The organism is Acinetobacter sp. YH12099, from assembly GCF_013419195.1.
Classification (GTDB): Bacteria; Pseudomonadota; Gammaproteobacteria; order Pseudomonadales; family Moraxellaceae; genus Acinetobacter; species Acinetobacter towneri.
In genome coordinates, this window is record NZ_VPAP01000008.1 from 100,417 (window position 1) to 114,136 (window position 13,720).

Genomic DNA, 13,720 nt, shown 5'->3' on the forward strand with positions numbered 1-13,720 from the left:
AATTCAATAAAGAAAAGATAGCGAGAAGTCATATCTAATCAGTAGAGAGGTGGTCCCACTTGTTTGAATCTAAGCGTTCGCTAAACACACCTTATGAATTCGTCCTATAAGCCTTAATTTAGTCCCCACTTAAAAACAAGTGGGGATTAAAATTTATGACTACAAATAACCAGACATCCATCGCATCTCTTACGAAAAAACGAAGAACATACAGTGCTCAATTTAAACACCAGATCGTTCAGGCTTGAAAAGCGCCGGACGTTTCAATTGCTTCAGTCGCTTTGCAACATGGATTGAATACAAATCTTGTATCCAAATGGATTCGCTTAATTGATGCTAAGCCAGGGGATGATCGTTCCCCACTACCGAATAAACCTGCATTTATTGCCTTATCCTGTTCTGGACCATTAGATCCTACTCCTACTGACATATTAACGGTTCAAATTACTTTATCCCACTCAAAAGCAGAAATTGGCTTGAAATAGCAAGTATCAGAAATATCTGCTTTAGCAGAATTACTCAAGGCACTTGCAACATGATCCGTATCGATGAAATCTGGTTGTCTACTCAGCCCGACGGCTGGAACAGGGCAAATTTCACTGGGCTAAAGTTCACCAAGGTGAAACCGTGGCCCTCAGCCGAAATTTAACTATAATGAAAATTTGGCTGAATTATATGAATCACAAGCCTTACAAAGATTGGATAATAAGCTAATAATTTTGGTAATATGATCTACAAATTTGATCTATAAAAATAGTTGAAATGCAGGTGTAGTAATGTCTTTAGTTTATTTCAGTGACAAAATAATTAAAAATATTTTTCACAACCTTGGCATCGACCTGAATCGCAGCGGTTTTCTGAAACACAGGGATGAGTTGAATCTGGGAATTTTATTGGAATTGATACTGTTTATAAGATCACTAGATAAGATGAAAGGACATTATTTTTTAATCACATGGAATAAGTTCTATTTTCCAGTTTCTGCTTATAAGTTTTATCCTTTTAAATTTCTTAGTAATGATCTTGGTCTGAAGAATACCCGTAGGATGCATATTGATAATGCGGAATATAAAGTCAATTTATTTGAGTCGACATCACGGGTGGAGCTGTATTACGAGGTTCTCGATTTACATATTAAAAATGAGAAATTAGTGAGGTTGCATGAACAATTAAGTCCCACTCTGAATGAAAGGAGCAAGCCTACACAATTTAACGTTTTGCCTGCGAATTTCTTCCCTGATGTGTTTAGTGACATGAGTGTCGAAAATATTGCTTATATGGATGAATTTCTTGAAAAGTTCAGAAACCATGAGGAATTTATAAAGCGAAAAAATGAAGAAAATAAGGCTGTCAAAAAATTTCATGAATATTGCCAATATTTTAATAATGTGATGAATCTGAGTGCTAGAAGTTTTATTTTTACCATTGAGTTTCTGATGCATGGACAGCAAAAATTATACGATGATAGCTTCATTAATCTAAAAAAAGACTTTATGAACGCAATGAGGGGCTACAGGCAACTTGCTCAGATTTCAGGGTATTTGGGGTTCTGGGATTTAGCAGAAGACAATAAATTATGCTTCAGAATGATGTTTATTGTGCCAGATATTGGCATTGAAGCAGAAGAATGGATTGAAGATATCTGCTATTACTGGGAAAACGTTTATTTCGATAAAATTAGAGAAGAAAAAAAATATCAATTTACAGGCACAGATGCGATAAGATTTGAAGCGGTTGAGCTGCCAGTTGCATGGTCACATAAAAAACTTATCTCCCATTTTTTAGCAGTCGGCAAGAATAATCAGAATATGAAAAGGCTGATTTGTGAACATGCTGTTGCTTACATCGTACTATCTGAATTTTTTTACTGCCCATTCGAGCTTCAGCTATACCTGAAATCCATTAAGATGATTTCTGAGGAACAGTCTGAAGTGGATCAAGTGTTACGTCTTAAGGGGAAAAGAATGTACAGGGTGTTCAGAGGAAGCCTGCCAAAAAATAAAAATTAGTGTAACTTTAGCCTAAGCAAAATCCGATAGATTGGCGATGAGCGTTATGTAGATGAATGAACTTATCGAAACTACAGTGTAGAGTGCTTAACAGGTAATATATATTATTAACTATAAGTAATATATAAATAATATATTAAACATAAACAATATCTTATCTAGTTGGTTGAGACACTTAGCACAGTATAGCCCATACTCAAATGGGCTATAGACTATGTATCAATAACACAGTATTAAAATATTCAGAACTAACCCTATAGTATGTTCCAAAGTCTATGAGCATATTCAGCTAAGCAGGATGATCACAACATCCTGCTTTAGAATCAAGATCAGTAAAAAAATATATTCCTCACTTACATATGAACCTTATGTTTCAGTGAGAACCTAAATGTACCAGAATATTCAATATGATCAGCTTTACCATGAAGCAGAAGTATTGGCAGCAGTAGACCATTTCATTCAAGAAGTTTGCTTAGGTAGTTATGATTTATATCATCAAAACCTGATGATAGACCTACAAAAATTAGTTCAGTCATTTAAGCCAATCTATAACGCTAATTTTTTCTATTGCAATACAGTGCAGATATTCATTGAGGTTGTGAACATCGTTGATCACACACTCCGTCTAATGCCGCAGGCAGACCATGATTGTATAGTCTGTTTTGATGATATGACAGTCTGGCATATTCTGACTTATATCCAATCATTATCAGGCTGTGTAAAACAGCAACTGATTGATTTTCAACAACGTGAATTAGAGAATCAGCATAGCCTTTTTGATTATACATCCACACTCATTCATCATTATGCGAGAACACTGGTGGTTCGAGTGGATTTATCTATCAAGAAAGAATATCAAGCCTTATACAACATCCAAGTGTTCAATAAAGCGCTAGAAACATTGCTACGGCGTATAGCCGATCAAGATACTTGCTTTAGTGGTTTACATGGTTATGCATGGGCATTAGAGCATGGCATAAGCAAAGGCTACCATTGCCATATTTTGCTTATGTACGATGGAAATATGCATCAATGTGGTTTTGAAATGGGGCAGTGGGTAGGTGAGTGCTGGAAGCAGATTACACACGGATATGGTTATATTTTTAACTGTAACCATTCCGACTATAAAGCCATCTATGAAGCGATGGGGACATTAGGGATTGGTATGATTCATAGTAAAAATCCTGATCAAGTTTATAATTTTCTGAATTACGTTGTCCCTTATTTGGTGAATGCTGAAAAAGAGCAACAACATCCCCGAGTAAAAGATCTAGCCTATATGCGTAGCTTTGGCAGAGGAGTGGTTGATTCGAAAAACCGCAGAGGACTGGAATAATTTCACAAAAAAGGAGAGCATCTGAATCATGCAGTGCTCTCATTGTTGAAGCTGTTCTAAAATTTCTACAGCCTTAAAATGTAATAATGAAGCTCCCCTGATCTGTAATCAATTCAGCTTCAAGCACTTGATCACCACGGTATTTCAATAAATACGATACCGTAGAGCTATAGTTGATCATTATCAGCATTTTTCTGTGAAGATCCGTAATATAGCGTTTACGATAAATTCTTAATTCTTATCTTAAAAAATATAGCTTATGACACGACCTGTCACTTTGACTTTTTATATTTACACAAGTTCTTAATAGGCTTATGTGTTAATTAAAAATGGATTAAAAATAGTGAAGGTAAAAATTATGAAAATGTATTTAAAGCCATTTACTAGTCATCATAAAATTGGTGCCTTAAAGCGTATATTTAAATTATTTGTATTTGGAACGGACTTTGTTGCATAAACATTCTTCAAGATACTGATTTTTAGGGATTTGTTTGAATTTTAATTCAGAAATAAATTAAACAAAATCATAGTCTTAGGTATTTATGCAACAAAGCCTTTGGAACGATAAAGTTGTCTGAGTTGAAGCGAACTTATTTAGCAATACTGAATTTAGAGCGTTATCTAGAACGGTTAAAAAAGATTTAAATTAATCAATATGTTAGTTTTTTTATTTGTGTTATATTTACACGATATTTAAGAACGACAGATTGTATACTTGATTGAATAATTAAAGGTTAATTTATGCGGCAAGATGAGTCGACTCATGAGCGTCTAGCAGATCGTTTAGCTAACATCTTAACTAAGTTGAACATGGGGTATCAGTTAAATGCTAAAGAGTTGGCATCAGAATTTGGAGTAAGTAGCAGAACTATTTCTAGAGATTTTGACCGTTTAAATACTTATTTACCTTTACTCCAAGATGAAGGGACTAAAAAGTATTATTTGGATTCAAATTATTTGGGGAAGATTACTCCGAATGATATCCGTAGTTTTGCTCAACTTTCAGGAATTAGTCATTTATACCCATCTTTGGATATAGCTTTTTTACGTGAGCTTTTAGATCGCCGTGCAAATGAGATTTACAGTGCTAAGGGATATTCTTTTGAAGATGTTACAAAATTTAAAGACTTATTCAAAAGTATTGGTAAGTCTATTCAAGAAAATGGTCGGATTAGTTTTGTATATAAGGGTGAAACCAGATTGGTTGAACCTTATCGTTTAGTACATCATCATGGCTCTTGGTATTTAGCAGCGGTACATAATGGTAACTTGAAAGCCTATCGTATAGCCCATCTTGAATCATTCCAAAGCCTAGAGCTTTCTAGTTTTAAACCAGATATTAAAATTTTGGAGCAATTAAAGAAGGAAGAAAGTATTTGGTTTGGAGTTGATAAATTTGAAGTGGTTTTATCCATTGATCATGAAATTGCTTTCCATTTTCAACAAAGACAGTTGCTACCCGAACAGCTAGTTATTAAAAGATTGGATGATGGGGGATTATTGTTATCTAGTCGTATCACTCATAAGACTCAACTTTTACCTTTGGTTCGTTATTGGCTTCCCCATATTAAAATTGTTAATCCTGAAGATTTACAGCAAGAGTTGGAATCTCAATTAAAAAAATATTTGTATCAATAAGATAAAATTTATAAATGGTGGATTGGGGAAATGAAAGAAACAATAGATTTACAAGATTATGCTATTACTGGAGCATTGTTTGAAACGACTTCGCGTTATGGCTCTGCTGGAGCAGAATTTCTAAAGGGTCTAAGAGGCATAGATTATCAAACTGGAAAAGAGTTTGATAGAAGTTTACGAGATATAAAGTCTTATAAAATTAATGTAGACCATGCAGATCAAAATATTAAGCAACAAGCTGGATTTTCTGCTGAGATTGCCAGTGTTTCTCGTAGAAATGCCAAATCAATAATTAATAAAAGTAATTCTCATTTTACTCGTAGTGAAGACTTAGCGCATTATGGGAAGAATCATAATGTTGTTGATATTGTAGAATTATTTGATGATCAAGAAGTTACATCACAAATGAAGTTTGTCACCAATAGTGAAAGTTTGGTTGATAAAATTGCTGCTGGTTCTGGTGGTGGAAAAGGTGACTATTCACGGTATATGGCTGTAGATAAGTTAGAGGTTCCAACAGAACAAGTTGAACAAATGAAAGCTTATTGTCGTACTCAAGTAGAGAAGTTCGATAAGCAAGTTATCGCTTTAGAAAAGCAGGGTAAAAGTGAGCTAGCCACCAAATATCGTGAAAATATTAAAAACTATAAAAAGCTTGAAGAGAAAATTACTGATTCTGGTCTGACCACTGATCAGGCGATTAAGTATAGATTAAATCCTGAATGGGAAACTATTCTAGATATTACAGGAGTTAGTCATCAAGCTGGATGTGAAGGAGCAAAACTAGGAGCCGTCATTGGTGGAAGTATTTCTCTAATAAGTAATCTAATCGCTGTTTATTCAGATAAAAAAGATTTTAGTGATGCTGCAATAGATGTCGCACAAGATACTTTCACAGCGGCTGGTATTGGTTATGGAACAGCTTTTGTTGGAACAGCAGCGAAGACATATATGCAGCAATCTGCTTCTTCAACATTACGATCATTATCAGCAACAGGATTGCCAGCAACGATAGTGACAACTTGTTTGGCAACAGAAAAATCTATTCGTCGATATGCTAATGGTGAAATAGATGGTAGAGAGCTATTACAAGAAATGCATTTGACAGTCACAGGAACTTTATCTGCATCAATGTTTACAATGATTGGACAGCTAGCAATACCAGTACCTGTTTTGGGTGGATTAATTGGTGGCATGATTGGTTATGCCCTGACAAATACCTTTTATCAAAGTTTTTTTGATGTATTAAAAGAGGCTAAGGTATCTGCTGAACAACGTGCGATTACAGAAATGAAATGTAAGGCAGCAAAAGAGTTATCTTATGCCTATCAAAAAAAAATAAATAAAATTTTTGCTGAAAAACTTTCTCAACTTGACCAAGACAGTCGAGCAATGTTTGCAGTTTTAGATAATCCAGATATTTCTGCTGATGACTTTTGTGTTGGCATGAATAAATTTGCTCAATCATTGGGTAAAGAATTAAGCATCAATAGTTTTGATGAGTTTGATCAAATGATGTTATCCGATGAACCTTTTAAACTTTAGGAAAAAAAATGTTTTTACATGAATTTGAACACAAAGCGGCAAAGGCTATTTTCTTAGAATATGGCTGCCTTCTTGCTATGGCTGATAAGGGTTTTATACCAACAGCAGAAGAAATTAGTGACAGTCTAGATAGCTTTGTTCAACCATATGCTGATTGTATAACTGATTATGAATTAAAAAAATTAAAGGAATATGCAAAGGAACTAGACTTCGCTTTATGTATGAAAAATGAATATTTTTCTTCAAGTGATTATACTAATCATGCATATTTTTTACAGAATATTCTAGAGAAAGATAGTGAAAAATATGATTTTCATGATGAATGTGTGTCACATGTGTATGGTGGTCATTATGGATTTGATGGTTTGGAAGAGTGCTTGGAAAGTGGCTATTTCCCAGCTTTAGGACGTATTCTAAAATTGGCTGTGCAGGAAGTGCTAAAAAAATATGGCGATGATAAAGAAACTAAGCAAAGAGTTATACACGAGTTAATTTCATCAGGTGTTGACTTGATGGATATTAATCCAGAAAAAATTCAAAATGTAATGATTACATTTGAAGATATTAAGAATGAAATATTAAAAAATGCAATATTATTTTTTACTGCAACGAAAAATGTTTATTTAGATGAAATGACGGTAAAAGACAAAAAATTAATTTTATTTGAGTTACTGAATTTTACTTTAGGGAAAGGGCAAGTATCAGCTCAAGAAATGCAATTGATTCATTATTGTTGTATTTGTCTGAAAATTGATTTGGCTTATATCGAAGAGTTTGTAGAAATAATTCAACGTCTTATTACCGCAGATAAAGAAGCTAAAGAATTGATTAACGAATAGGAGTATATAAGATGGCTGTTCCTTTAATTATTGGGTTAGGGCTTGGGGCTGTTGGACTTTATAAAAGCGGTAAAGCTATTAAAGATAATATGGATGCAAATGATCTGAATAGTTCAGCACAAAGTATAGTAAGGTCTGCTGAGTCTGAATTAGAAGTGTCGCGTGAAGATTGTCAAAAAACATTGACTGATTTAGGTCGGCTTAAAGTTGAAGCTGTACAGGTGAATATACATAACTTTTTAGAAGAATTTAAAAAGATTAAAAATAAAGATGATATAGGTGATGCAGAAATAGGAAATCTACAGTTATCTGAATTTAGTGAACAAGCACTACAGGAAATGGATGAAAAGGTTTCTTTTCTAGTAAGTTCAGGTTTAGGGGCTGGTGGTGGTGCTCTCAGTGGTGCTCTAGCTGCTTTTGGTGCATATAATGGAACAATGGCATTTGCAGCTGCAAGTACTGGTACAGCAATTAGTAGTTTGAGTGGGGTTGCTGCAACAAATGCAACCTTAGCATGGTTAGGTGGTGGTACATTAGCATCTGGTGGAATGGGAGTTGCAGGAGGCACTTTAGCTTTAGGTGCATTAGCAGCAGGCCCAGCATTACTGGTTGCTGGCTGGTACATGGGAGCAAAAGCAGAAAGTAAAGTGAATGATGCTTTGAGTAACTTAGCAGAAGCTGAGCGATTTAAGGTTGATATTGATTCAGCTATTCTTTTAACTGATGGTATTCGAGACGTCGCAAAAAAAGCGTCAGAAGTTATTAGTACACTTAGAATGCACGCTAGACGTAATTTAAAATTATTGAAGAATGTCATTGATTCACAAGGGGTTGATTATTCAATCTACACTCTAGAAAATAAGCACATTGTGATGAAAAACTATAAAATTGCTCAAGTATTAAAAGCTCTTATCGATACAGCAATACTAGATCAAGAGGGTAATTTATTGGGTGATGCATCAAGTAATATTATTAAAATGCAAAATTATATAGATGGCGATTTTAGAGAGATGTAATAAGAGTTAGTTTGTTAAATGAGTTTAGAGTTGAAAACATTCCCATGTACCCAATGTGGTGCATGTTGTCGACACGTAAATTTATCTGAATTAACAAAGCATTTAGATCGTGGTGATGGTATTTGCCATCACTATGATCTGGATTCTAAATTATGTAGTATTTATGAAAGAAGACCAGAAATTTGTCGAATTGATACTTATTATCAAAAGCATTTAAAAGAGCAATTTACATGGAATGAATTTGTGGAATTGAATTTAATAGCATGTAAACAACTTGAAAATTTGGATTAATATTTTTTCTAGAGTACCTGAAATTAATGATCCCAAATAATTTCAGATACATAACATCCTAATGAGAATCATGAAGCTCTTTAGAGTACACATGAAAAATGAATATTAAGCCTGCCATCGTGCAGGCTTTTTTATGCCCAAAATTTAGGAGTCAAGTCATGAGCTTGAATTGTCCCTTTTGTCATTCAGCCGACATCATGATTGTTGAAGCAAATGCACAACAAGCAAATTCAACATTATCAAATCTTGCATCACCCGCAGCTTTAGGGGCCTTAGGTACAACTGTTGCGAAGTCTTTGAATTTGCCTCCCATCGTTGGAGGAATTGCAGGAACTGTACTTGGTGGTTTGTTTAATTCATTTACAGAGCAAAGCACACCTCCGCAGCAAAGCTTGTGCTTCTGTCATAACTGCTACCAAAAGTTCCCCACTCAATATCTGAATTAAAAATAGATCCAATTTTTCAATATGATTTTAAAAAGGAATAAAACTATGGCACATCAACTTGAACAAATGGCTTATGTCGGCGAAACCCCTTGGCATGGACTAGGGAATCGACTAAGTCAAAACCAACCGATTGAAATCTGGGCACAGCAGGCAGGCATGGACTGGCGTATCGAGTCATCCAATGTCAGTTATATGGCACAGAATGAACGTGGGCAAAGCATCATCATGCCTTATGAAGAACAGCGGGTACTGTATCGTTCTGATACTCATGCACCCTTGTCAGTGGTCAGTCAACGTTTTCAGGAAGTCCAACCTCGTGAGATCTTAGAGTTCTATCGTGATCTAACTGAACAGTCAGGCTTTGAACTGGAAACCGCAGGCGTGCTTAAAGGTGGCAAGAAGTTCTGGGCGTTGGCACGTACAGGTCAATCTACTGCACTTAAAGGCAAGGATGTCAGTAATGGCTACATCCTGTTGGCAACCGCTTGTGATGGCACCTTGGCAACTACGGCACAATTCACTTCCATTCGTGTTGTCTGCAACAACACCTTGGCGATTGCTTTACGTGGTCAGAACAGTAGCGCAGGTGTAGTGAAAGTTCCGCATAGCACCAAGTTTGATGCAGATAAGGTCAAACAGCAATTGGGTATTTCAGTTCGTGCATGGGATGAACACATGTATGAAATGAAGCAGCTCAGTCAGCGTAAAGTCACCCAGTCTGAAGCCGCAGCCTACTTTGATGCGGTATTTAATAACACCACAATGAGCATTGCAGATCAGGAAGAAAATATTATTCAGTTCTACCGTGATGTTGCAACTCAGGCAGCACAGGCAAATGCCAAGGAAAAAGCTGAGCCAAATGCCAAGGCGATGACTAAAGCAATGGACATGTTTAATGGTCAGGGGCGTGGTGCAACACTTTCATCGTCTAAGGATACCGCTTACGGATTACTCTGTTCAATTACAGAATTTATTGATCATAAACGACGTGCCATGAGTACAGATCACCGACTCGATTCAGCATGGTTTGGTGCAGGAGCAGCGATCAAGCAACGTGGACTCGAACAGGCTTTACGTATGGTGTCATAGCGTAAAAAAATGATTTTCTTTCAATGGAAAGTTAGACCTATCTACTTATATTTTAAATATAAATTTACATTTCAAAAAAATTAAACCACATCTTCGGGTGTGGTTTTTTTATGCCCTTTATTTGCCACTACCCATATAAAAATGAGGAAGCAAGCTATGAATACAGCAATTTTAAATCCATCTACTCAACAAGCCAGTAAACCCTTTAATGCCCCAAAATTGCTTACAGCGAAACGCTTGGTGAATACCAAAAATATGACTCAATCTGACTGGCTTGAAGTCAGACGACAAGGTATTGGCAGTAGTGATTGTGCAGCAGCCTGTGGATTGAATCCCTATATGTCGATGCTCGAACTTTGGATGATCAAGACAGGGCGAGTCAAACAATCGATTGAAGATGAAAGTTCAGGACATGCACCACTCTATTGGGGTAAGCAGCTAGAACCATTGGTGGCTGAGTACTACAGCATGCATACCAATAACAAGGTACGCAGAATCAATGCAGTGCTTCAGCATCCAGATCCTGATAAGCATTTTATGCTGGCTAACTTAGATTACTCGGTAGTAGGTAGTGAGGAAGTACAGATTTTAGAATGCAAAACCGCAGGAGAATATGGAGCAAAGTTATGGCGAGATGGCGTGCCTTTATATGTCTTGTGTCAGGTACAACATCAATTGGCAGTGACAGGCAAACGAGCAGCACATGTTTGTGTGCTGATTTGTGGTCATGAAACCAAAATCTTCAAAGTGACGCGCTCCGAATCCGTGATCAAACATATCATCAATGCGGAACGTTACTTCTGGGATTGTGTGGAAAAAGATATGCCACCTGATGCAGATGCCAGTGAGTCCGCAGCCAAAGCCATACAGCAGCTCTATCCACAACATATTCCGTTGACTGTTGAAGACTTGAGTCATAACGAACAAGCCAATCAATTGTTTGCTCAACTGATTCAAGAAAAGCATCACATTGAGCAGCATCAAAATAACTTTGATGAAACTAAGCATCAAATCCAGATGTTGATGAAGGATGCTGAACGAGCAACCTTTGCCACTGGTTCAGTGACGTGGAAGAAATCCAAAGACTCAATCGGTTTAGACAGCAAAGCCTTACTCAAACTTCACCCAGAAATGCTTGAGCAGTTTCCGCAAAACAAAGCAGGGACACGACGTTTTCAGATCTATACCGATGACTGAATCCATCACATCAATATTTCCAGTCTTCAAAAAAGCGCAAAAAACCACCCCCGACCTACCGACTCCCGAAGGAGCGGTAGGTCAACAATGGCGGTCTTTGCATTTCATCTGATCTTTAAACGGTTTTGTATTTGCTTACATAACAAAGGGTCAATAGTAAAATTTTATTTAGAGGAAAATTATCATGATTAAAGGTCTAGCGATCACACCACCGATCCTTGGACGTATCAGTATTGGTAAAGTCGTTGAAAAGAACGGTAAGCGACTGCCTGAAAAGGACGACCAATTTACCATTACCAGTCAAATCCAAAGCAAAGAGGGGTGGATCAAACATCCGCTTGATGAGCAATTACGCAGTAAAGCACCGAATCAAAAACTCCGTACCATTCCAGTAAGGATGATCTTCAATGATCCTGAGCTGAATCTAAGGGCTGAGTACACCTTGTTTGACCGTCAAACAGGACGGCCTGTCTGTGTAGGCAATGGTGAAACCTGTCAGCGACTCACCAATCAGGGTGTTGAGCAGCACCCATGCCCTTCACCAGACTTATGCCCATTGGCGCAAGGAGGCAACTGTAAACCCTATGGGCGTTTGCATGTGAACTTAGATGAATCGGATGAACTCGGTACATTTATTTTTAGAACCACTGGCTTTAACAGCATTCGGACTTTGGCAGCACGACTGAGTTACTACCACGCTGCATCGAATGGTTTACTTTCATGCCTACCACTGCAACTTATACTACGAGGCAAGTCCACCACACAAAGCTATCGTACGCCTGTGTACTATGTGGATTTAACATTGAAAGATGGGGTTAATCTGCAACAAGCTATTCAAATGGCGCAAGAGATTGACCAGCAAAGTAAACAAGCAGGTTTTAATCAAACAGCGTTAGATCAAACTGCAAAGCAGGGTTTCGCTAATGCTCAGTTTGAAGTGAATGCAGAGGAAGGTGTAGATCTGGTTGAGGAGTTTTATACTGAGGAAGCTAAATCTGAGCAACATCAGCAAATACATGATTTAACTCATGTTCAGGATATTCAGAAAGTTTTACAGCAATCGGTTCAGGCTTTGAATTAACTAGGAGAAAATGCTATGGATGTACTCACAGCTCAATCCTTTCAGGTGAATCAAATTATTACTTTTAAAGATGTAATGAAGTTCACCAGCATTAGCCGCTCAAAAATCTACGAACTCATAAATAAAGAGTCAAAATATTATGATCCTACATTTCCTCAACCAATACGACTAAGTGAATCACGTATTGGTTGGTCAGCTTGGGAAATCCATTAGTGGATTGAGAGTAAGCTTGAAAGTCGAGAAAAATAATAGTGGGAGCTTTTGCTCCCTTATTTTTTTGTTTTTGGTTAGACTACGATTAGTCATTATAAATTTTTGAAATTAAGAGAAAGGGTATTTATGAGTAGTGATAGCTTTGAGTTAGTAGAACCTGCACTTCCTGAAGGTGAAAAAAAAACGCGTAAGAAAAGCGAAAAAAAGCCACAGCCAACTAAAAATGTAGAATTGGGTACAGAAATCATTTCCTATCGTCACTTAGACAAACGAGTTAATAACCCAGAAGTAGGGATGGTGACACCATTTACAGACCCTGATGCTGGTAAAACCCGTTGGAAATATGATCCTCATATTGATCCCTCGCTACAATTTGATTCACAACGTGCATGGACTGAAAACCTGATTGATGATGCTTTAGCTTCAAATGACCCTGAGCAGATGAAGCAGGCATTAGAAGCACTGAAAAAAGCACAATCGCCTTATTTAAATTGGGCAGGTAAAGCAGAGCATACAAGCTTTGTAGTGGATACTGTCAGTTTGCACGTCCATGAGCGTGTCGATCCAGCAAGTATTTTGGCTGCTGTGCGCAAACGCATGGGTAAAGAAGAAAAAAGTAATGGAAAGGTAAAAGCATTACAGCCTGGATTGTTTGATGCACCATTTGAAAATTTACCACTACGAGATGCACTTGATTTTTATAAGCATGAAAAAGGATGGTCAAACCGTTTAATTGCGGGTGATAGCTTACTTGTAATGAATAGTCTTTTACAAAAGGAGAGCATGGCAGGTAAGGTTCAGATGGTATATTTTGATCCACCGTATGGCATTAAGTACGGTTCTAACTTTCAGCCGTTTGTAAATAAAAAAGATGTTAAAGATAAAAGTGATAAGGTAATACCCCCATTTTTAATTGAATTAATGGGTAGAAAATCTAAAGCCTTGTTATTGTTTAAAAATAGGTGGACAACCATTTACTGACATATGAGGTCGTTCATGATTATAAAAGTACTGCCAGTC

At 36.8% G+C, this 13,720-nt stretch carries 13 protein-coding genes and 1 pseudogene; all 14 read left to right on the top strand.

Annotated elements, in window-relative coordinates; translation table 11 throughout:
- Nucleotides 1–155 precede the first annotated feature (155 nt).
- The 14 genes and pseudogenes from FTU39_RS13950 (at nucleotide 156) to FTU39_RS07045 (ending at nucleotide 13,681) form a co-directional block, all read left to right on the top strand.
- A pseudogene (locus FTU39_RS13950) lies at nucleotides 156–485 on the top strand (transposase).
- 291 nt (nucleotides 486–776) lie between these two features.
- Nucleotides 777–2,009 carry a hypothetical protein gene (locus FTU39_RS06985; protein WP_180051913.1) on the top strand — a complete coding sequence of 411 codons (1,233 nt, stop codon included), beginning with the start codon at nucleotides 777–779 and terminating at the stop codon, nucleotides 2,007–2,009.
- A 388-nt stretch (nucleotides 2,010–2,397) separates the two neighbouring features.
- On the top strand, nucleotides 2,398–3,345 hold the full coding sequence (locus FTU39_RS06990) for an inovirus-type Gp2 protein (protein ID WP_180051914.1): 948 nt from the start codon (nucleotides 2,398–2,400) through the stop codon (nucleotides 3,343–3,345).
- A 741-nt stretch (nucleotides 3,346–4,086) separates the two neighbouring features.
- Entirely contained in the window at nucleotides 4,087–4,983 is an 897-nt protein-coding gene (locus FTU39_RS06995) for a YafY family protein (protein ID WP_086195886.1), read from the top strand.
- Between the two features lie 30 nt (nucleotides 4,984–5,013).
- Nucleotides 5,014–6,528 carry a hypothetical protein gene (locus FTU39_RS07000; protein ID WP_180051915.1) on the top strand — a complete coding sequence of 505 codons (1,515 nt, stop codon included), beginning with the start codon at nucleotides 5,014–5,016 and terminating at the stop codon, nucleotides 6,526–6,528.
- Nucleotides 6,529–6,536: 8 nt separating this feature from the next.
- The gene (locus FTU39_RS07005) at nucleotides 6,537–7,367 is read left to right on the top strand and encodes a hypothetical protein (RefSeq protein WP_180051916.1); all 831 of its coding nucleotides are present in this window, start codon (nucleotides 6,537–6,539) and stop codon (nucleotides 7,365–7,367) included.
- 11 nt (nucleotides 7,368–7,378) lie between these two features.
- Nucleotides 7,379–8,383 (top strand): hypothetical protein, encoded by a 1,005-nt coding sequence (locus FTU39_RS07010; RefSeq protein ID WP_180051917.1) that lies wholly within the window; start codon nucleotides 7,379–7,381, stop codon nucleotides 8,381–8,383.
- 18 nt (nucleotides 8,384–8,401) lie between these two features.
- Nucleotides 8,402–8,674: a YkgJ family cysteine cluster protein gene (locus FTU39_RS07015; protein WP_180051918.1), complete on the top strand. Its 273-nt coding sequence runs from the start codon at nucleotides 8,402–8,404 to the stop codon at nucleotides 8,672–8,674.
- Between the two features lie 158 nt (nucleotides 8,675–8,832).
- On the top strand, nucleotides 8,833–9,120 hold the full coding sequence (locus FTU39_RS07020; RefSeq protein WP_180051919.1) for a hypothetical protein: 288 nt from the start codon (nucleotides 8,833–8,835) through the stop codon (nucleotides 9,118–9,120).
- Between the two features lie 45 nt (nucleotides 9,121–9,165).
- Complete coding sequence (locus tag FTU39_RS07025) at nucleotides 9,166–10,209, top strand: DUF932 domain-containing protein (RefSeq protein WP_180051920.1); 1,044 nt, start codon at nucleotides 9,166–9,168, stop codon at nucleotides 10,207–10,209.
- A 156-nt stretch (nucleotides 10,210–10,365) separates the two neighbouring features.
- The gene (locus tag FTU39_RS07030; RefSeq protein WP_180051921.1) at nucleotides 10,366–11,406 is read left to right on the top strand and encodes a YqaJ viral recombinase family protein; all 1,041 of its coding nucleotides are present in this window, start codon (nucleotides 10,366–10,368) and stop codon (nucleotides 11,404–11,406) included.
- A 184-nt stretch (nucleotides 11,407–11,590) separates the two neighbouring features.
- Nucleotides 11,591–12,487: a hydrolase or metal-binding protein gene (locus tag FTU39_RS07035; RefSeq protein WP_180051922.1), complete on the top strand. Its 897-nt coding sequence runs from the start codon at nucleotides 11,591–11,593 to the stop codon at nucleotides 12,485–12,487.
- A gap of 15 nt (nucleotides 12,488–12,502) precedes the next feature.
- Nucleotides 12,503–12,700, top strand: coding sequence for an AlpA family transcriptional regulator (locus FTU39_RS07040; protein ID WP_180051923.1), 198 nt, complete (start codon nucleotides 12,503–12,505; stop codon nucleotides 12,698–12,700).
- 102 nt (nucleotides 12,701–12,802) lie between these two features.
- Complete coding sequence (locus FTU39_RS07045) at nucleotides 12,803–13,681, top strand: hypothetical protein (RefSeq protein WP_218953079.1); 879 nt, start codon at nucleotides 12,803–12,805, stop codon at nucleotides 13,679–13,681.
- Nucleotides 13,682–13,720: the final 39 nt, after the last annotated feature.

What these genes read in the sequence shown, in the direction of transcription:
- FTU39_RS07010 (WP_180051917.1), top strand. Translation starts at nt 7,379, where the DNA reads ATGGCTGTTCCTTTAATTATTGGGTTAGGGCTTGGGGCTGTTGGACTT.
- FTU39_RS07005 (WP_180051916.1), top strand. Translation starts at nt 6,537, where the DNA reads ATGTTTTTACATGAATTTGAACACAAAGCGGCAAAGGCTATTTTCTTA.
- FTU39_RS06995 (WP_086195886.1), top strand. Translation starts at nt 4,087, where the DNA reads ATGCGGCAAGATGAGTCGACTCATGAGCGTCTAGCAGATCGTTTAGCT.
- FTU39_RS07040 (WP_180051923.1), top strand. Translation starts at nt 12,503, where the DNA reads ATGGATGTACTCACAGCTCAATCCTTTCAGGTGAATCAAATTATTACT.
- FTU39_RS07030 (WP_180051921.1), top strand. Translation starts at nt 10,366, where the DNA reads ATGAATACAGCAATTTTAAATCCATCTACTCAACAAGCCAGTAAACCC.
- FTU39_RS07015 (WP_180051918.1), top strand. Translation starts at nt 8,402, where the DNA reads ATGAGTTTAGAGTTGAAAACATTCCCATGTACCCAATGTGGTGCATGT.
- FTU39_RS06985 (WP_180051913.1), top strand. Translation starts at nt 777, where the DNA reads ATGTCTTTAGTTTATTTCAGTGACAAAATAATTAAAAATATTTTTCAC.
- FTU39_RS07000 (WP_180051915.1), top strand. Translation starts at nt 5,014, where the DNA reads ATGAAAGAAACAATAGATTTACAAGATTATGCTATTACTGGAGCATTG.
- FTU39_RS06990 (WP_180051914.1), top strand. Translation starts at nt 2,398, where the DNA reads ATGTACCAGAATATTCAATATGATCAGCTTTACCATGAAGCAGAAGTA.
- FTU39_RS07035 (WP_180051922.1), top strand. Translation starts at nt 11,591, where the DNA reads ATGATTAAAGGTCTAGCGATCACACCACCGATCCTTGGACGTATCAGT.
- FTU39_RS07025 (WP_180051920.1), top strand. Translation starts at nt 9,166, where the DNA reads ATGGCACATCAACTTGAACAAATGGCTTATGTCGGCGAAACCCCTTGG.
- FTU39_RS07020 (WP_180051919.1), top strand. Translation starts at nt 8,833, where the DNA reads ATGAGCTTGAATTGTCCCTTTTGTCATTCAGCCGACATCATGATTGTT.